The following is an 18,904-nucleotide window of genomic DNA, read 5'->3' on the forward strand; positions in this document are numbered from 1 at the left end:
GTTTGCATTAAATGCTGATAACAGATGTACAGGCAAAATAAAACCCGGTGAGCACAGGCTGCACCGGGTTTATTTGCGGGAACGATTTTAGCTAAACCTTGGCACTGCTTGCGCGCAATTCGATCTCCAATTGCTGTTGCTTTTTCTTCGGCGAATCAGCAAATCGACCGAGCAATTGGTAAGTGACGGGTACAACAAACAGCGTAAAAAGGGTTGCGACTATAACGCCAGCAAATAGAGTTACACCCAGTACCGCGCGAGTCTCTGAACCAGCTCCGGAAGAAATAATCAGCGGAATAGCACCGGCCAGGGTTGTAATGCTGGTCATTATGATCGGCCGCAAACGCAGTAAAGATGCCTCAATAATTGCATCGCGAACATTTTTGCCTTCATCGCGCAACTGATTGGCGAATTCCACAATAAGGATGCCGTTTTTCGCGGCAAGGCCGATCAGCATAATCAAGCCAATCTGACTAAATAAATTCAGCGTATTGCCAGTTAACCAGAGACCGAGCAGCCCGCCTGCCATGGCGAGGGGTACAGTCAGCGTAATCACGAAAGGACTGATGTAGCTTTCGAACTGCGCTGCCAATACCAGGAACATCACCAAAATGCCGAGGCCGAACATCAAAATGCTGGAGTCACCGGAATATTTGTAATCGCGCGAACGACCTTTGTAATCGATGATGGCGTAATCCGGTAAATGCTCGCGCACCAGCTGTTCCAAATGTTCCAACGCTGCGCCCAGTGCCAAATGATCTTCCAGATCCGCGCTAATCGTAATGGCGCGAGTGCGGTTGTAACGATTGAGACTTTGCGGCGCCGCCTGCTCGGAAAATGTCACTAGGTTGGCGAGCGGAATCAATTGGCCACTGCGCTCCGAGCGCACATAAATATTGGTCAAATCCTGCGGGCTGCTTTGCTGATCGCGCCGTCCTTCGATAATGACATCGTACTCTTCACCTTTTTCGATAAAAGTCGTGACGCGGCGGGAGGCGAGCATGGATTCCAGCGTGCGACCAATATTTTGCACCGACACTCCCAGCTCTGCGGCGCGGTCATAATCGATGACCACGCGAACTTGTGGCGTATTTTCTTTGTAATCCGAATCGAGTGCGAGGAAACCCGGATTATTCGCGTTGATTTTGCTGAAAATGATATCGCGCCATTCTGCCAATTCTTCATAGGTGCCGCCGCCAATCACAAACTCCACGGGTTTACTCTGGCGACCACCGATACCCTGGCGCATCACCACGAATGATGTAACACCGGGTAAATCCGCGAGCAGGCTGCGGACTTCATTAATAATTTCTTGAGCTGGGCGCCGCTGCTCCCACGGACTTAAAACAACGGTGACCTGTCCGCTATTAAAAGCGGAAATTCCACCAAAACCGCGCGGCGAACGAACCAGCAAACGCATAATTTCTCCGGATTCCACCAGCGGCATCATGCGGCGTTCGACTTCGTCCATATATTCCTTGATATATTCATAGCTGGCTCCCTGGGGCCCATCTATCATCACAAAAAATGCGCCACGGTCTTCCCTGGGAACGTATTCGCCGGGAATTTGTTGGAACAGCCAGTAAGAAAAGCCAATCAATGTGAAAAATGAGGCGAGAATCCAGACTGGGCGTGTCAGGAAAAATTGTAGTGAGACGTTATAACCGCGCCGAAGTGTTTGAAATACACGATCAATAGCAGCCACCAGGGCCGTTTCCTGCGTATTGGGTTTTAAGCAATAGGCCGCAATAACCGGCGCTAATGTGAGAGCTACAAGGCTGGAGAAAAATACCGCCGCACTCATGGTGAGCGCAAATTCAGAAAACAATCTCCCGACATCACCTTGCAGTACAGCAATGGGTGCGAATACCGCGATCAAAACTGCAGTGGTGGCGATAACGGCAAAGCCAACCTGGCGGGTGCCTTTGAACGCCGCCACCAATGGTGTTTCACCATATTCATCCATTCGCCGATGAATGTTCTCCAACACCACAATCGCATCGTCTACCACCAAACCAATCGCCAGCACCAGCGCGAGCAGGGTGAGCATATTGACGGTAAATCCCATCACCATTAACACGATAAAAGTGGCAATGATGGAGACGGGAACGGTAATGGCAGGCGCAAGCGTAGTGCGGGCGCTACCGAGAAACAGATAAATCACCAGAATTACCAGAATAATGGCGATGGCGAGGGTGTAATAAACCTCTTTAATGGCTTCTTCAATAAAGATCGAAGAATCGTAACTCTGTTTAATTTCCATGCCGGGTGGCAGGGTAGGATTGATGCGTTGCGCTACCAATTTGGCTCCGCGTGCAACATCAATGGTGTTGGCGGTGGATTGTTTGGTGATGCCAATGCCCACCATGGGTTGACCATTACCGCGAAAATCCAGACGGTGTTCTCGTGTGCCTTTAACGACGGTTGCTATATCTCCGAGACGTACCAAATGGCCGTCGTCACCGCGCTTGATGACGAGCTCGCGGAAGTTTTCCGGCGCGATAAAAACGCGGTCGAGGCGCACGCTGAATTGCTGTTTGCGCGATTCGATGCTGCCAGCAGGCAGCTCGACATTTTCCGCGCGTAAGGCTTTTTCAATATCTGCGGCTGTTAAATTGTGGGCGGCAAGTTGAACCCGATCGAGCCAGATCCGCATAGCATAACTCTGGCCACCGCTGATACGGATTTGCGCCACACCATTTACCACGGAAAATCGGTCGACCAAATAACGCTCCGCATAATCCGTTAATTCTGGCATGGTCATGGTATCGCTGGTGAGATTCAGCCACATGATTACTTCTTCGTTGGCATCCACCTTGGCGACATCCGGCAGATTCGCTTCATCCGGCAAGTCGTCCAAAACTCTGGCAACGCGGTCTCGTACGTCATTGGCTGCTGCATCTATATCGCGCGATACATCGAATTCGATGGTGATATCCGAGCGGCCATCTTCACTGGAGGATTGGATATAGCGAATACCTTCGATACCAGCAATGCGCTCTTCGATAATTTCCGTGATACGCGTTTCCACCACATTGGCGGCAGCACCTGGATATTCGGTTCTGATGGACACGATGGGTGGATCTATATCCGGATATTCCCGCAAAGGAAGGCGCTGAAATGCCAGCACGCCAAACGCGACCAAAAGCAGTGAAATAACCGATGCAAATACCGGTCGTTTAATGCAGACGTCAGAAATAATCATGGAATATTCCCTGTCTGAAGGGAGGCTTGCCGCAGCAGTTCAGCGAGACTTTCCTGGCCTTTTTGTTCAGCCTGAATGGCAACGCGGCTGCCGTGGCGCAAACGCAGAATGCCGTGCGTAATGATTTGATCGCCGGAATTAAGACCGGCAGTAATCACCACATGTCCATGACGGCGAACGCCGGCTTTCACTTCCTGTTTACTGACGGTAAGTGGCTCACTGCCTTTGTCGACGCGATAGACATAACTGCGAAACCCTTCCTGTAGCAGAGCTTCTTCCGGCAACAGCAAGCTCAGAGTTTCGGCTTTTTGCAATTCAACTGACATCAACATCCCAGGCCGCAATTGCCGTTCCGGATTTTCGATGCGTGCGCGCACGGTGACTGAACGGGTAATGGGATCAATACGCGAATCAACGGCGGTGACAAGACCAATAAATTCACCTTCGCGCTCGCGTGATCGCGCCGTAATACGCAAGCCGGGTTGTACTGCATCGAGGAAAATTGCAGGAATGGTGATGTCCAGTTTCATAACACTGTCATCATCCAATGTGGTGAGGGGAATTCCAGGCGTTACCAAACTGCCTGCGCTGATATGGCGCAAACCGACAACGCCGTCAAAAGGGGCAACGATCAAACGATCTGCCAGGCGGGATTGAGTCGCCAGCAATTTGGCCTGCGCGGAATCAAAAGCTTGGCGTCTCTCATCCAGCAAAGATTCGGTGGCGAGATTGGTTTTGGCCAACGACTGAACCCGTTCGTACTGCCGCTGTGCTTCTCCGAGAGCCGCTTTTGCTTCCTGCAGAAGGGCGTGCTCTTCGTCGTCAGTCATCTCCACCAGCACATCACCTTTGCGCACGCGCTGGCCGTCTTCAAAGTGCACCGCGCGAACCGTATCCGTCACAGTTGCAGAAATCACTACAGCTTCATTGGCTTTGAGCGTTCCCAGTGCTTCGATGGTGTCGGCAAATGGCTCCAGCTGAAGCGTCTTAACCACCACCGGCACAGCAGGCGGAGCCGCCGCCTGGGCAAGGGCGCTAAAAGCGACGCCAAAAACGATGTAACAAAAACGCGGGAGCATAGGCTTTCTCCATCAATAAAACAGAAGCGGAATTTCATGGACGCCGAAAAGCCAAGACGGATGTTCTAATGGGCAGACTGTTGCGTGTTAAGCAGTAAATGAGGGCATAACCACAAGCAAATGCGCGCGCTGCTGTCTTTTCCACAGTCGCGGAGGACGATCTCACGATAGTTGCTTTGGAATCAGTACCCAACTGGCGTGCCAGCAGTTCATCCCGGTATTCTTGTATTTCCGGCGACGGGCGCGCGCAATATTGTTTTTGGGTTCAGGATTTCAGCTGTTGAGGCAGCAACAGATTCGTGTGTAAAACTCAACAATAAAACGCTCGCATGACGGAACGTTGCAAATTGGGTTCCAATATTTCGATGTTAAAAATGGGGCGTTGGAAGAGAGGGGGGAGGTTATTTGGATGTTCGCTGAGTTACCAACTGATAACTCAGCGAATGAGGTTTAGGTATTGGGGATTAGGCGGACTTTTTGGAGATATTCCAGCTGGAGGTCGTCTACTTCCGCTTTGAAAGCCTCGTAAGTTTCTGCAGTTGCACCCCAGTCAAATTCGAGATTCAGAGAGTATTTGGAATTTAACGGTGTCCGGAAATTAATTGAAATTTCAGACCCGCCTTGAATAAAGCCTCTCTTTTCGCCAAACCATTTTCTGTCGTGAGATACAACTGAAAAAATATCGTTAGACGTTTTGGCGTAGTTTAGCAAATGTCTGGAGTCGCATTCTAAACCGCAAAGTTCCCGGTCTTTTTTGATGTCTTCGTTTAATGGTGCATATACCTCTGAATTTCTTGTCAGCATCCAGTCTTTGAAAGAGTCTTCATCCATAAAGTTAAATTTATTCGACCGGTTTTCCATAATGCTGACGCCGAGGAACAGCATGCCCATATAAGAACCGTTATCACTTCGATGAATATTCCAGCCCAGATTATAAATTAAGCTTAGACAGCCCTCTTGATTGGGATACTTGGGGTCAATCCACGGATAATTTTCTATATCCAAATCTGTTGGAGCTATATCGGGTGGGGTGCTTCCAGAATATTCTGGAAGCGGCAACACGATTTGGTGGCCTACTGCATTAAAAATAACGAGCGGGAGTGCATCGTAATTTGGTGGTTTGCTCAGCCGCAAAGTGTCCATGCTTAGCCTCATATTCGTACGCCGTTGGCTTGTTTGAGGATATCGAGGAAAGATGTAGCTCGTCCCTTAGCTGAATTGTTGGCCAATTCAAAGGCGCCAGACTGTTTTGCGGAGTCATTCAAGATCTTACTGACCAATTTTTCACGAGGTTGAAAATGAGGGTGGCCCTGCGCAACCAGAGATTTTATTGTATTTGTGAGTGTTGATCGTTGTGCGAGCAACGAAACAAGTGCCCCTTGAGAAGCGTTGTAGGAAACCACTGTTTCTGCGAGGCCTCCTTGTTTTTGTTTTATGTTGCCTAATAAATTATTCAGGTTGCCAATAGGGTTATGAAACTGAAATTGGTGTTTGGTTAGTTTGGTTGATATTTTTTCCAATGCTTTAGCTAATAGCTGGGCTCCTTCACCTGAAATATTCCAATGAACTCGCCCCGAGCCTTGATTTTCTGTTGTTTGCAAAATCGTGGCGAGTTTTTCTGCAGCGTATCGAGCGTGTTGTCCCTGCTTGGAAGGGGTAAACCAAAGCCCCATTTCATTAATTACATGTGCAGGGTTATAGAAAAATGCTGCACTGGAATCATTGGCTGAGTCTATTGCCTGTGACCCAGCTTGTTTAATGGTGGCGACATTGCCATTTATGAAAACTTTGCTGGACGATACGACAGTGCTAGATGTCTCATTGATTGTTACTTGGTTACCGCTCCTGGTTGCTCGATAAAGGCCAGGTCTTCCAGAGTCCCCCACATACCCCGGCCGAATATCCGTTATATAAACCCCAACCGGCGAACCTGAATCTGCTTGCATAATTTTGTAATGGATACGCACATTGCCTATGTGATCCATAAAGTCGAAAGCGCGGTTGGCGTTTTGGAAGCTGTCGCCGGTGCCGGCTTTGGCTCGCAGGTTTTCGATATGGCGGATAACGGTTTGGCCTTGGTGGCTGGAGGGATCGACCAGGCATAGAAAATGGGGGAGCAGTTGTGGGTCGATTTTTACCGGTCGGCCAAAGGCGCCTTGGGTTTGTGCGGAGAAGTAAACAAACTTCTTGGCTTGTTGCGGCGTAATAACAGTCGTGGAAGGGCTAATAGACGGTTTTGGAAGTGCAACATCCTTCATGGAAAACTCTTTTTTAGAGAAAAGCGGACGGGATGTTAGCACGAGCTAATGCCGTTGCCAAAACCTCAAATGATGTTTTGTTAACGATTTTTAAGGCAGGAAAAGTGAGGCGCCAAATGGCACCTCACTAGGGGTATAAATCAGGCAATTTGCCCGGTGGTGCGCACGCGGCGGCTGGCTTTTGGGGTTTGCGCTTGTTGCGCGGCGCGACGTTTTTCGATGCGGCTGTCGATAATATTTTTTATGGCGATCAATAAACCCGTGACCAAAAATGCGCCAGGTGGGAGAACGGCTACTAAAAAGCCGCGGTAATTTTCGCCAAATACGTGGATTTCCCAATTGCGCGCAAATTCACCAAACAGCAAATGCATATTGGCAAACAGAGTGCCGCCGCCAATCAGTTCGCGCACACCGCCGATTGCCACTAACACCAGCAGAAAACCCAGGCCCATCATTACGCCGTCGACTATGGCGGGAACTATAGAATTCTTGCTGGCAAACGCGTCGGCGCGGCCGAGGATGACGCAGTTGGTCACAATCAGCGGAATAAAAATTCCAAGGATTTGATACAGCTCGTAAGTAAATGCCTGCATCAAAAGTTCGGTGCAGGTGGTAAAGGCGGCGATGATCATCACGAACGCGGGCAGGCGCACGGCGTCGCTGACGGCATTGCGAATCAAGGAGACTGCCACGTTGGAACCGCAAAGCACCAACATAGTGGCCAAGCCGAGACCGAGGGAGTTGACCACTGTGCCACTCACCGCGAGAAGAGGGCAGAGGCCGAGTAATTGCACCAATCCCGGGTTGTTTTTCCACAAACCGTTGATGGTGATCTCACGATAATTCACTTGACTCATATTGGTTGCCTCTTAACCGCTGTTATTCAACCGCTTGTGTGCCGGCGCGGGACAGCAGTTCATCGCGATGGTCCTGCACATATTGCAAAACCGTTTTGACTTGTTTGACGACCGCTCTGGGGGTGATGGTTGCGCCGGCGAATTGATCGAATTCACCGCCGTCTTTTTTCACTGCCCAACCGGAAAGTGAAGGGTTACCCAGGGATTTTCCGTCGAAGCCGAGAATCCAGCGGCTTTTGGCCAGCTCGATTTTGTCTCCCAATCCAGGTGTTTCCGCATGGCGCAAGGCGCGCACGCCAGCCACTGTGCCGTCGACATTGATACCGATCAGCAGGCGGATATCGCCGCTGTAACCGTCGGGTGCGGTGCTGGTGAACAGGAAAGCCACAGGCTCGCCGTCCTGCCGCGCGACGTGTACCAGCGCAGGATCATTCAGGCGCAAGGTGGCGGCGTCTTCAGCGGGGATGGTCAGGGTATCGCTTAACAAGTCGTTGTTATGCCGGCTTTCCGGCACTACCTCGAACAGAGCGCGTTGCGCGGCGCGGCGTTCGGCGTCTGAAATTCTTCCGGCGGTGCTGGTAAACGTGAAGGCAATCAAGCCTGCGGTCGCCGCGGCAAAGGCGGCGAGCAGGGCGCTGTTTTTACTGATGGATCGACCGAGCATGCGCGTCACTTACCTCGTTTTGCAGTGGAGCGCGGCGCCTTGGAATGGCCGTAGGTGCGCGGCACGGTGTAGTAGTCGATAAAGGGCGCAGCGAAGTTCATCAGCAGAACGGCGAAGGCCACTGCATCCGGGTAATTGCCCCAGGTTCGGATGACAAATACCAGAACGCCAATAGCCGCGCCGTAGATCAAACGGCCTTTAGTGCTGACTGCGGATGTTACAGGGTCAGTCACAATAAAAAATGCGCCCAACATGGTGGCGCCGGACAGCCAATGGAAAACTGGCGAGCCTGCGCTGTTGGAGCTGCCGTTGTCATAAAACAGAATGGCGAGCACACCGAGCGCGGTCAGCATGGCGACGGGCGCATGCCAGGTGAACACTTTTTTGTAGAGCAAATAAACACCGCCAGCCAGAAACGCCAGGTTTACCCATTCCCAGCCATTACCGGCCCAGCGGCCGCTGGCAAATATAGGGGCACTGCTGTACAAGTCCGCCACCGTTTGCCCACCGCGTTGTTGCAAGGTTTCCAAGGCGGTGGCGGAGGCGTAGCCGTCCAAAGGTACGCCGGCAAACACTTTGGCGAGCGCATCGCCGATGCCCGGCAGCGATTGTCCATCCGCCAAAGCGCCTGCTGGAGTGGCCCACTGGGTCATTTCCAGCGGAAAGGAAATCAGCAGAACCACATAACCGACCATGGCCGGGTTGAAGGGGTTATAGCCGAGACCGCCGTACAAATGTTTGGCGACGACTATGGCGAAAAATATCCCGACTACCACCACCCACCAAGGGCAGTAAGGCGGTAGCGCCAAGCCCAGCAGAACAGCGGTGACCAGCGCGCTTAAATCGCGCAAATAAAACATCACCGGACGTTTGCGCAGCCATAAAATACCGGCTTCAAAGCCGACTGCCAGGGCGCACGCGAGCGCCACGTTGATCAAACTTCCGGGGCCAAAAAACGCAGTAAGAGCCGCCAATCCAGGGATAGTGGCGAGCAGCACCTGAGCCATAACACCGGATGTGGTGTTGGCGCTGCGGGTGTGGGGAGAAGAGACTCTGATAAACGCCATAACTTACACCTGGCGCTCTCGACGCGTATTCAACAACATCACGCTTGTTGCTCCGCTTCTTGTAATTTGGATTCCAGTTTTTCCAAGGCTGTGCGCAGGGCGGGCAAATGCTCGCTATTGCTGGCTTCAGCCTCTATCACTTTGGCGCGGGCTTTTTCGATGCGCGCTTGCAGTGACTTGATTTGTTCAGCTCGTTTTTCCTCTGGCGACATCTGCGCCGCTGCAGCGGCTTTGGCCTGGGCGCGCGCAATGGCTTCCGCCGCCGCATCCTGTGGTTCACTGCTGCCAGCATTGGCAGTGGGTTCTGCCGTTTGCTGTTGTTCGAGCTGCGCCAATTCCGCCTGGGCTTCGGCGAGTTTTTCCTGCAGTTTTTCTACCCCTTGTTTAAGGGCAGGCAGCGTCGGTTTTTCTTCGCGCTCGGCTTCCTGCATTTTTTCTATGGCCACCGCCAGACGTTTTTCGATGGTAGCAATGGCATTGCGCTGAGCTTCAAGCGGCGACAGCTGAACTTTCTGGGCTACTTTTTCCAGGCGTTGTTCCAGTGGCGCACTGATGCCGCGTTCAAAATCGTCGAGCTTTTTGCGCGCTTCTTCGAGTTTGAGTTCTGCTTGTTTGAGTTGCGCAGTCAGAGCGTCTTTGCGTGCCGGGTCTTCGCATTCCGCAATTTGTTGCGTCAGATGTTCCACGCGGCCTTTTACGCTTTCCAACTGGCGCGTGAGTTTTTTGCCGATGCTGTCTTTATCCTCAAGGGATTCAGCCTTATTTTGCGCAACCGCTACGGGATCAAAGGTTTGCACCGCTGGTGCGGCTTTGGGTTCTTCCATTTGCGCTTTTACAGCTTCCGCCGCTTTTTTGCGCGCTAAGCGTTTGGCTTCTTTTTCCGCCTCGGCTTTGGCGATGCGCTCTTTGCGCTGTTCGAAACGTTCGCGGGCGCGATCGGATTTTTGTTTTTCCGCTTCTTTGCGGCGAATTTCGGTTTTGGCCGCGCGGTAGTACTGCACCAGCGGAATTGCGCTCGGGCACACAAACGTGCAGGCACCGCATTCGATGCAGTCGAACAGGTTGTGATTTTCCAAACGATCAAAATCTTCCGCCTGGGCGTACCAATACAACTGCTGCGGCAACAGGTTGGCAGGGCAGGCTTGCGCGCACATACCGCAGCGGATACAGGCTTGCGCGGGTGGCGCAGGTGGCATTTCGGCGTGGCTCGGCGCCAGTACGCAGTTAGTGGTCTTAACCACCGGCACCTGCAGATCCTCGATGCTGTAGCCCATCATAGGTCCGCCAATAATCACGCGGGCGCAGTTGCGTGCGGCGAAACCGTGTTGCTCCAGCACATGAGCGATGGGCGTACCTATAAGGACACGGATATTGCGTTGGATATCGAGAGATTCACCCACCACCGTGGTAATACGCTCAATCAACGGCTCGCCATAGCGCACCGCGCGCCAGGCTGCGTAGGCGGTGCCGACGTTCTGTACCAGCACGCCGATCTGCGCCGGAATTTTGCCGCTCGGGACTTCTTTACCTGTGAGAATCTGGATCAGCTGCTTTTCGCCGCCGGAAGGATATTTGGTCGGGAACACGACCACTTCAATACCGGTGCCTTGTGCAGCCGCCTGCATGGTGGCGACGGCTTCAGGTTTGTTGTCTTCAATACCGATCAGGATTTCTTTCGGGTTGCCGACGATGCGCGCCAGCAGCAGTGCACCTTGCACAACCTCTTCGGCGTGAACCCGCATCAGCATGTCGTCGGCGGTGATATAGGGTTCGCATTCGGTGCCGTTGAGAATCAGCGTTTCAATTTTGTCGGTCGAGCGCGGATTGAGTTTGACTGCCGTGGGGAAGCCCGCGCCGCCCATGCCCGCCAGACCGGCGCGGCGAATCTTCTCAACCAAGGTTGCGTGATCCAGGGTTTCCGGCGCTTCGCAAGGCGTCAGCTCAGTCCACTGATCCAAACCGTCAGGGCGCAGAACAATACAGGGTGCGCTCAGGCCGGAGGGGTGAGCAATAGGACGATCTTCGATCGCCACAATTTCTCCCGAAGTCGGCGCGTGAATACAGGCGGAGAAAATACCTTGAGCGTCGGCAATCAACTCGCCTTTAAGAACTTTCTGGCCAACCTGGACAACCGGCGTAGCCGGGCTGCCGATATGTTGGTTGAGCGGCAACACCAGAATATTGGGCAGCGCAATAGTCGCCAGCGGATCGCGCAGCGATTGGTGTTTGTTCTCTGGAGGATGAACACCGCCGTGAATATCCCAGATCTTTCTCATGCGGCGTGCTCCTGCGGATTGGTTCTATCCGTCGCAATGATGAAGGGACCTTTGGCGGGCTTGGGCATCTGCCAGCCCCAGTCTTTCAGGGTGGTAGGCACGGGGATCATATCGATGCAATCTACTGGGCAGGGCTCAACGCACAAATCGCAGCCGGTGCATTCGTCGGTGAGCACGGTATGCATTTGTTTGGCGGCGCCGACTATGGCGTCCACTGGACAGGCTTGCAGACACTTGGTGCAACCAATGCACTCGTCTTCGCGGATAAACGCCACTTTCTTCACGTTGCTGTCTTCTTCCGCATCCAAAGTGGGCGGAGAAACACCCAGCAGATCGGCGAGATTATTGACGGTCGCCTGACCGCCCGGAGGACATTTATTGATAAGGTCGCCACCGGCAATGGCTTCGGCGTAAGGACGGCAGCCGGGGTAACCGCACTGGCCGCACTGGGTTTGCGGCAGCAGCTTGTCGATCTGCTCCACCAGCGGATCGCCTTCCACCTTGAATTTAACGGCGGCAAAACCGAGCACCGCCCCGAAAACAACGGATAGTCCGCCCAATGCCACCAGGGCGGAAATGACGGGGTGATTTAGTAATACGTCAATCATGGGTTACACCAAACCTGCGAATCCCATAAAGGCCAGAGACATTAGACCCGCCGTGATCATGCCGACCGCCGCACCTTTGAACGGTACCGGCACATCCGCCGCCGCCAAGCGCTCACGCATGGCAGAGAACAGCACCAATACCAAGCTGAATCCCAAGGCGGCGCCGAAGCCGTAAAGGGCTGATTGGCTGAAGGTATGGGCCTTATTGGTGTTTTGCAAAGCCGCACCCAACACGGCGCAATTAACCGTGATCAAAGGCAGGAAAACGCCAAGTACCCGGTAGAGCAGGGGACTGGTTTTTTCGATAAACATCTTGGCGAACTGCACCACGGCAGCAATCACCAGAATAAAAGAGACGGTGCGCAGAAATGACAAACCCAGGGGATTTAGCACCCAGGTGTTCACCATATAAGTGCAGATACTGGCCAGAGTCAGCACAAACGTAGTGGCTGCGCTCATGCCGATGGCGCTCTCCAGCTTGTTGGAGACACCCATAAACGGGCACAGCCCCAGAAACTGAGCGAGTACGAAGTTATTGACCAAAACGGTGCTAAGCAGAATGACAAAAAAATCCATAGGCCATCATGTCTTTTTGGCAGGCTTGCGGGCGGGCGCAGTTAACAGCATTCGGGCAGAAAATGAAAGGTGTCTTTACGGATATCGTCAAACGGCATTGCCGTTCATCGTGCTTCTATAAGTGCTTTTATGTTTTTTGGTTATAACAAAAGAACCAAAAAGCATTAGAGACGGCATTAAAAAATCGGTAGTCTGCGCCGCCTGTTGATTTTTAAACACCGAATGTTGATTACAGAACAAGCAGCGGCGGAATTATGGATTTTGAAATAGGCTACATCGTAGCCGGTTTAGTGGTGGGTTTTATTGTCGGCATGACCGGAGTGGGCGGCGGCTCACTGATGACGCCAATCCTTTTGCACTTCGGCATCTCTCCCGCCAGTGCCGTTGGTACAGACTTACTCTACGCCGCCATTACCAAAGCTGGCGGCATTCACGTCCATCACAAAAAACGCAATATCGATTGGCGCATTACCGGAGAGCTGGCGCTGGGCAGCCTGCCTGCTGCCGCATTGACGCTTTGGATACTGCACAGCATCAGCGTGGATACAGAGCGTTTGAACAGCTTGATCCGCACCACCCTTGGTTACGCCCTGATCTTCACTGCTGTGGCGATTCTCTTTAAATCCCAATTAATGGCCTACAGCCGCAACAACAACGGCTGGTTGACCCGGATGACCCGGCGCCAGCAGGCGATCGCTACCATTGGTACTGGGGTTGTCCTGGGCGCAGTGGTGACACTGACCTCCATTGGCGCGGGCGCACTCGGTACAGTTGCGCTGTTTATGTTGTACCCACTGCTGCCAACCGTGCGCTTGGTCGGTACCGAAATTGCCCACGCAGTTCCTCTTACCTTGGTGGCGGGAATGGGCCATGCGGGATTAGGTAACGTGGACTGGCCGCTTCTGCTCAACTTGCTATTGGGATCACTCCCTGGAATCTACCTCGGCAGCCATCTCGCCCACCGCGTCGCCGATCATTATTTAAGGCCGGCGTTGGCGGTGATGCTGATCTTTGTTGGGGGGAAGTTGGTTTTTTGATCTACAGGGTGTTGACCGGTAGTGGTGGTCGCAATTAGGCTGTGGCCGCTTCTGCAATTAACTTTCTTCAACAGCCAGCAAGTTAGGGATAACAATGCCTGAGATATTCTTTCCTTCGCAAAATCTTTCCGTTCAAGACATTTTTGGCAACACTCAACCTTCGGCAAGTCTTGTTCAAAACAACGCGTTTTCCTGCTCCAGTTTTGATGCAGGTGTGCCTTATTGCCTTGCAGAAGGCAGCTGTCCTGAGAGCAAAATCATTACCAAACCCTTGGTGACCTCTCTGTACCAGCACGACAGAATTTGGTATCTACCATAGATGTATTTGGTGATTTCACTGTAGCCTTAGCCGCGTTTTATAACGATAACCTTGCGTTTTTAGACCTCCAGAATACCGGCAGCTTGCTTGGCGCTGGTGCAACAGCTAGCGAAGTCCGCCTAAACGAATTTCAAAAAGCGTTACTTCGATATCAGAATGCGTTAATCGCCTTGAACAAACAGAAAGGCGTGGGGCGAGGCGCTAGCGCTTCCAGAATAACTCTCGAAAATGAAGTTCGCTCTGCGTATGCAGAACTACAAAAGAAATATCAGACTGAACTTAAAAAGGTTGCGCCAGCAAATAGCTTAGGTAAAAACCGTGGTAATGCGTTAGCCGGTGCGGATAGAGGTATTACGCTTGCTAGAAGACGTGGTCGAGGAATCAACGTTGCAAGTAACGCACAAGCATTGCAAATCGCGCGCATGGCAAAAGGGATTTCCTACGCAGGAAAAGGTTTGATCGCTCTTGATGCAGGAATACGGGTAAATAAAGTGCGTAATGTTCATAGACAAGGTGGTAATTGGCAGCGAGAAGCCACGATTCAAACCACTGGGTTTGGCCTTGGTGCAGCAACGGGAATGTTCATTGGCAAGGTGGCTGTGGCGGGGTTGACCACGATTGGACTTGGATTTACGCCAGTAGGATGGGTTGTCCTAATTGGGGCAGGTGTTGTGGTCGGGTTTGGAGCAGCAATGGCAATGGATAATGTAGGTCAATCAGTGGCAGCGACAATTTGGGATAGAAAATGGAAACTCCCTCTCAGCCTTTAAGCCTGTTTTTTGTCTGGTTTTTTGTGGCAGGCATGTTCTCGAGTTTTTGTATGTGGCTGCTTTTTGCTCAGATGACAATGCGCCGCATCGAAAAACAGATGAAGGAAGACGGATTGCCCGATAGTTTTATATGGGACGGTGTGGGTGGTCGTATAGTTTTTTATGCCTGCGCCCTTGGTTTCCCCGAGAAAATCGCGTACCGCATTGACAAGCGTTTGATCGATGCTCGCCTTGTCAGATCCTACTCATCACCGGGAGATAGGATTTGCGCCATTCTTTTTCTATTACTTATGAGTTGTTGGATACTGGGTACCTTTGTTGCTGTTTTATTGGGTGAGGTAGAACTTCGTTTTTAAGGCGGCTGGATTTGGCCTTACGCCAATTGGGTGGGTAGTAGTAATAGGGTTAGGCGTGGCAGCCGGATTTGGCGCCGGAAGTTATGTCGACAATAGCGTTAGAGAATTTACCGGGAGTCTTTGGGATAGAAATTTTTGACGGTTTAGGTGCATGAACTATGACCGGCTGGTTTTTCTGGGCGTTTGCGGTAGCGATTTTCCTCCCCCTGTTTTCTTGCCTGTTGTTCGCCAGAATCACCATGGCCGGTATTGACCGGAAAGTGCTCAACTCTACCGGAAAGCATCCATGTGCCTGGGATGAATTTGGGGTTCGCTCGATGTTTTACGCTTACGGAATTGTATTGCCCGAACGGCAGGCAATGAGACTTCAGCGAATCTTTGATGTTGCCAATGTAAGAAAATATGCGACTCGGCGAGATAAGCTGCTCAGTATTTTTTTTCTTTTATCCTGGTTGTTTTTTCTTGGACTTGTTTTTGCGGATGTCGTGTTCCGATCTTGACGTGTTCTGACCTACAAACAAAAACGCCGGACATTGTCCGGCGTTGGTTGATGATTACATCACTTTCATTCCCGGTTCTGCGCCGGTATCGGGTTCCAGCAAGAAAATTTCTTTTCCGCCCGGCCCTGCAGCGAGAACCATTCCTTCGGATAAACCGAATTTCATTTTGCGCGGTTTGAGGTTGGCGACCATAACGGTGTGTTTGCCGACCAGGGTGGCAGGATCGTAAGCGCTTTTAATTCCGGCGAATACATTGCGGGTCTGTCCGCCCAAGTCCAGGGTCAATTGCAGCAATTTATCCGCACCTGCTACAGGTTCTGCCGCGATAATTTTGGCGATGCGCAAATCCACTTTGGCGAAATCGGCGTATTCGATTTCTTCCGCAATAGGATCTTTTGCCAGCCAGCCAGTGGGCGCGGCAGCGGCGGGAGCGGGTGCTTCGCTTTTGCTGGCTTCGATCATTTGATTGACCTTCTCCAATTCCACGCGCCGCATCAGTGGTTTAAATGCATTGATTTTGTGCGAACTCAAAAACAAAGTGGCGTTGCGCCAGGTTAATTCAGTATCGAGAAATTCTTCTGCTGCCGCTGCAGTTTTGGGCAGCACAGGTTTGAGCCATGTCATCAAGGCAGCGAACATATTGATGCCGAGGGTGCAAACAGCCAGAACTTCTTTTTCGCGCCCGGCTTCTTTTGCCATGCTCCAAGGTGCTTGGGTCGCAATATATTCGTTGGCCGCATCCGCCAGCGCCATAATTTCGCGCATGGCACGGCCGAAGTCTCGTTCTTCAAATAATTGTGCGATTGGCTCATTGGCATCGACAAATTTTTGCCACAAAGCTGTATCGGCAATTTCCTGTGACAATACGCCGCCTTGCTGTTGCACAAATTTGGCAGTGCGGCTGGCGATATTGACCACCTTGCCGACCAGATCGGAATTGACGCGCGCAACGAAATCGTCGAGGTTCAAGTCGAGATCATCAACACCAGCGGTGAGTTTGCTGGCGTAGTAATAGCGCAGATATTCCGGATCAAGGTGTTCGAGATAGGTGCGGGCATTAACGAATGTGCCGCGCGATTTCGACATTTTTTTACCGTTGACGGTCAGGAATCCGTGCGCGCAGACCTTGGTCGGCGTGCGGAATTGCGCGGAGGAGAGCATCGCCGGCCAGAACAGAGCGTGGAAATTAATGATGTCCTTGCCGATAAAGTGATAAACCTCAGCATCAGAATCCGGTTTCCAATAAGAGGAAAAGTCGCGGCCTGTGCGATCGCACAGATTTTTCAGGCTCGCCATATAACCGATTGGTGCATCCAGCCAGACGTAAAAATATTTGTCGGGCTCGCCGGGAATTTCAAAACCGAAATAGGGCGCGTCACGGGAAATATCCCACTCCTGCAAACCGCCCTCTAACCACTCAGCCAATTTGTTGGCGACTTCCGGTTGCAAATGGCCGGCGCGCGTCCACTCGCGCAAATATTCGGTAAATTCCGGCAATTTAAAAAATAAATGTTTGGATTCTTTGGCGATCGGCGTCGCACCGGAAATCGCGGATTTGGGATCGATCAAATCCATCGGCGAATAGGTCGCGCCGCAGGCTTCGCAGTTATCGCCGTACTGGTCCGGCGTTTTACATTTCGGACAGGTGCCTTTGATATAACGGTCCGCCAGGAACAAACCTTTTTCCGGGTCGTAGGCCTGCGTGATCATGCGCTCGGCGATATGGCCATTGGCTTTCAGGCGCGAGTAGATCAGCTCGGATAACTCCTTGTTTTCGCTGGAATGGGTGCTGTGGTAGTTGTCGAAGCCGATCAGGAAGCCAGCAAAATCCCGCTCGTGTTCTGCCTTCATATCGGCAATTTGTTGCTCCGGCGTTTTGCCCAGCTTCTCTGCGGTGAGCATGATGGCAGTGCCGTGGGCGTCGTCGGCGCAGACATAGATGCAATCGTGGCCACGCATTTTCTGGAATCGCACCCATATATCCGTTTGTATGGTTTCCACCATATGGCCCAGGTGAATCGAACCATTGGCGTAGGGCAGGGCGCTTGTCACGAGAATCTTGCGTTGTGCGGTCATATTCTGCTTGCTGTTTGATCGGTTGATGGGAGCTTGCGCCAGGGCGCGGAAAGGGCGGGATCATACCAGTTTGGGGGTGCGCGTGCATGTCGCAACCGCATTCGTTCTGGGCACTGGCCGGGTTCGCGGGTAGAATGCCGCCCTTGTCAATCGGGTAGGGTTTGGGGGTGCTATGGCTTCGTTGTTTGAATCGGTCCGCGAGCGTTTGCAGCAGGTGTCTTTGCCTCATGCCGCGGGACTCTCTTTAGCCGATGCCTTGCAAAAGGCCGATAGCAGCGGCACCTCGCTCTCCCTGCAACTTGAATTTGGCTACCCTTTTACGCCGGATGCAGTCGTCGTCGATCAAGTCCAAAGCCTGTTTCGCCCTTCCTTTGAGCGTGTCGAGTTGCAAACCAGCTGGCGCGTAGGTCAAGTGGCGACGGTGAATAACCAGAGCGTGATCCCCGGGGTCAAAAATATCATCGCCGTCGCCTCCGGTAAGGGCGGGGTCGGCAAGTCGACGACCGCCGTCAATCTGGCCCTGGCTTTGGCCCGGGCTGGCGCCAATGTCGGAATGCTGGATGCGGATATCTATGGGCCGAGTCAGGCGTTGATGCTCGGTGTTGCCGACAAGCGACCGGAAATGCACAGCCCCAACAAAATGTTGCCAATTCGCGCGCATGGTCTGCAGATGATCAGCATGGGCAATCTGGTGACCGAAAAAACGCCGGTCGTCTGGCGCGGCCCCATGGTCAGCGGTGCTCTGCAACAATTGCTCAACCAGACGCATTGGCAAGATGTGGACTACCTGATCGTCGATATGCCGCCCGGTACGGGTGATATTCAATTGACCCTGGCGCAGGCGGTGCCGGTTTCCGGTGCGGTGATTGTCACCACGCCGCAGGATATTGCCTTGGCAGATGCGCGCAAAGGCATCGAAATGTTCCGCAAGGTCAATATTCCGGTGTTGGGCATAGTGGAAAATATGTCGCTGCATATCTGCAGCAATTGCGGCCATGAGGAAGCTATTTTTGGCACTGCGGGTGGTGATCGTCTGGCCGCGCAATACGGCGTGGAAATGTTGGGCCGTCTGCCGTTGCAAATGAGCATTTGTGAGCAGACCGACAGCGGCAATCCGCCGGTAGTGGCGGAGCCGGATTCTGCCGTTGCGCGCAATTATTGCGAGATCGCAGCCAAAGTCGGCGCGCTGCTGTGGGAAAAATCCCTGCGCGGAGAAGCGGCTCCCACAATTTCCATAAGCGACGATTGATCGCTGG

17 protein-coding genes are annotated in these 18,904 nt (G+C 52.4%); 6 read left to right on the forward strand and 11 right to left on the reverse strand.

What is annotated here, in order from left to right:
- Positions 1–91: 91 nt before the first annotated feature.
- The 10 genes from DWB84_RS03665 to rsxA all read right to left on the reverse strand — a co-directional run bounded on the left by DWB84_RS03665 (position 92) and on the right by rsxA (position 12,590).
- Entirely contained in the window at positions 92–3,205 is a 3,114-nt protein-coding gene (locus tag DWB84_RS03665; protein ID WP_187408381.1) for an efflux RND transporter permease subunit, read from the reverse strand.
- The gene (locus tag DWB84_RS03670; RefSeq protein WP_187408382.1) at positions 3,202–4,284 is read right to left on the reverse strand and encodes an efflux RND transporter periplasmic adaptor subunit; all 1,083 of its coding nucleotides are present in this window, start codon (positions 4,282–4,284) and stop codon (positions 3,202–3,204) included. Before DWB84_RS03670 ends, DWB84_RS03665 begins: the two co-directional genes overlap by 4 nt.
- Before the next feature lie 450 nt (positions 4,285–4,734).
- Positions 4,735–5,427, reverse strand: coding sequence for a hypothetical protein (locus DWB84_RS03675; RefSeq protein ID WP_187408383.1), 693 nt, complete (start codon positions 5,425–5,427; stop codon positions 4,735–4,737).
- Positions 5,428–5,435: 8 nt separating this feature from the next.
- On the reverse strand, positions 5,436–6,542 hold the full coding sequence (locus DWB84_RS03680) for a hypothetical protein (protein WP_187408384.1): 1,107 nt from the start codon (positions 6,540–6,542) through the stop codon (positions 5,436–5,438).
- 140 nt (positions 6,543–6,682) lie between these two features.
- Positions 6,683–7,399: an electron transport complex subunit E gene (locus DWB84_RS03685; RefSeq protein ID WP_187408385.1), complete on the reverse strand. Its 717-nt coding sequence runs from the start codon at positions 7,397–7,399 to the stop codon at positions 6,683–6,685.
- Between the two features lie 22 nt (positions 7,400–7,421).
- Complete coding sequence (rsxG, locus tag DWB84_RS03690; protein ID WP_187408386.1) at positions 7,422–8,063, reverse strand: electron transport complex subunit RsxG; 642 nt, start codon at positions 8,061–8,063, stop codon at positions 7,422–7,424.
- Positions 8,064–8,068: 5 nt separating this feature from the next.
- The gene (gene rsxD / locus DWB84_RS03695; RefSeq protein WP_187408387.1) at positions 8,069–9,130 is read right to left on the reverse strand and encodes an electron transport complex subunit RsxD; all 1,062 of its coding nucleotides are present in this window, start codon (positions 9,128–9,130) and stop codon (positions 8,069–8,071) included.
- Between the two features lie 38 nt (positions 9,131–9,168).
- Positions 9,169–11,406 (reverse strand): electron transport complex subunit RsxC, encoded by a 2,238-nt coding sequence (gene rsxC, locus DWB84_RS03700; RefSeq protein WP_187408388.1) that lies wholly within the window; start codon positions 11,404–11,406, stop codon positions 9,169–9,171.
- Positions 11,403–12,014: an electron transport complex subunit RsxB gene (gene rsxB / locus DWB84_RS03705; RefSeq protein ID WP_187408389.1), complete on the reverse strand. Its 612-nt coding sequence runs from the start codon at positions 12,012–12,014 to the stop codon at positions 11,403–11,405. Before rsxB ends, rsxC begins: the two co-directional genes overlap by 4 nt.
- Before the next feature lie 3 nt (positions 12,015–12,017).
- Positions 12,018–12,590: an electron transport complex subunit RsxA gene (gene rsxA, locus DWB84_RS03710; protein ID WP_187408390.1), complete on the reverse strand. Its 573-nt coding sequence runs from the start codon at positions 12,588–12,590 to the stop codon at positions 12,018–12,020.
- 254 nt (positions 12,591–12,844) lie between these two features.
- Here rsxA and DWB84_RS03715 point away from each other — a divergent pair, with 254 nt between their 5' ends.
- The 5 genes from DWB84_RS03715 (at position 12,845) to DWB84_RS03735 (ending at position 15,572) form a co-directional block, all read left to right on the forward strand.
- On the forward strand, positions 12,845–13,627 hold the full coding sequence (locus DWB84_RS03715; RefSeq protein ID WP_187408391.1) for a sulfite exporter TauE/SafE family protein: 783 nt from the start codon (positions 12,845–12,847) through the stop codon (positions 13,625–13,627).
- Positions 13,628–13,721: 94 nt separating this feature from the next.
- A complete protein-coding gene (locus DWB84_RS03720; RefSeq protein WP_187408392.1) occupies positions 13,722–13,946 on the forward strand; it encodes a hypothetical protein in 225 nt (74 codons plus the stop codon).
- Complete coding sequence (locus DWB84_RS03725; protein ID WP_187408393.1) at positions 13,931–14,716, forward strand: hypothetical protein; 786 nt, start codon at positions 13,931–13,933, stop codon at positions 14,714–14,716. The genes DWB84_RS03720 and DWB84_RS03725 overlap by 16 nt, the downstream gene beginning before the upstream one ends.
- Complete coding sequence (locus tag DWB84_RS03730) at positions 14,692–15,072, forward strand: hypothetical protein (RefSeq protein ID WP_187408394.1); 381 nt, start codon at positions 14,692–14,694, stop codon at positions 15,070–15,072. The genes DWB84_RS03725 and DWB84_RS03730 overlap by 25 nt, the downstream gene beginning before the upstream one ends.
- Positions 15,073–15,230: 158 nt before the next feature.
- Positions 15,231–15,572: a hypothetical protein gene (locus DWB84_RS03735; RefSeq protein WP_187408395.1), complete on the forward strand. Its 342-nt coding sequence runs from the start codon at positions 15,231–15,233 to the stop codon at positions 15,570–15,572.
- Between the two features lie 54 nt (positions 15,573–15,626).
- On the opposite strand, the gene metG is transcribed toward DWB84_RS03735, so the two are convergent.
- A complete protein-coding gene (gene metG, locus DWB84_RS03740) occupies positions 15,627–17,648 on the reverse strand; it encodes a methionine--tRNA ligase (protein ID WP_187408396.1) in 2,022 nt (673 codons plus the stop codon).
- Positions 17,649–17,820: 172 nt separating this feature from the next.
- On the opposite strand from metG, the gene apbC reads away from it, so the two are divergent.
- On the forward strand, positions 17,821–18,897 hold the full coding sequence (gene apbC, locus DWB84_RS03745) for an iron-sulfur cluster carrier protein ApbC (RefSeq protein ID WP_187408397.1): 1,077 nt from the start codon (positions 17,821–17,823) through the stop codon (positions 18,895–18,897).
- The last annotated feature ends 7 nt before the right edge of the window (positions 18,898–18,904 follow it).

It is taken from the genome of Saccharophagus sp. K07 (assembly GCF_014336955.1).
Lineage (GTDB): Bacteria > Pseudomonadota > Gammaproteobacteria > Pseudomonadales > Cellvibrionaceae > UBA5868.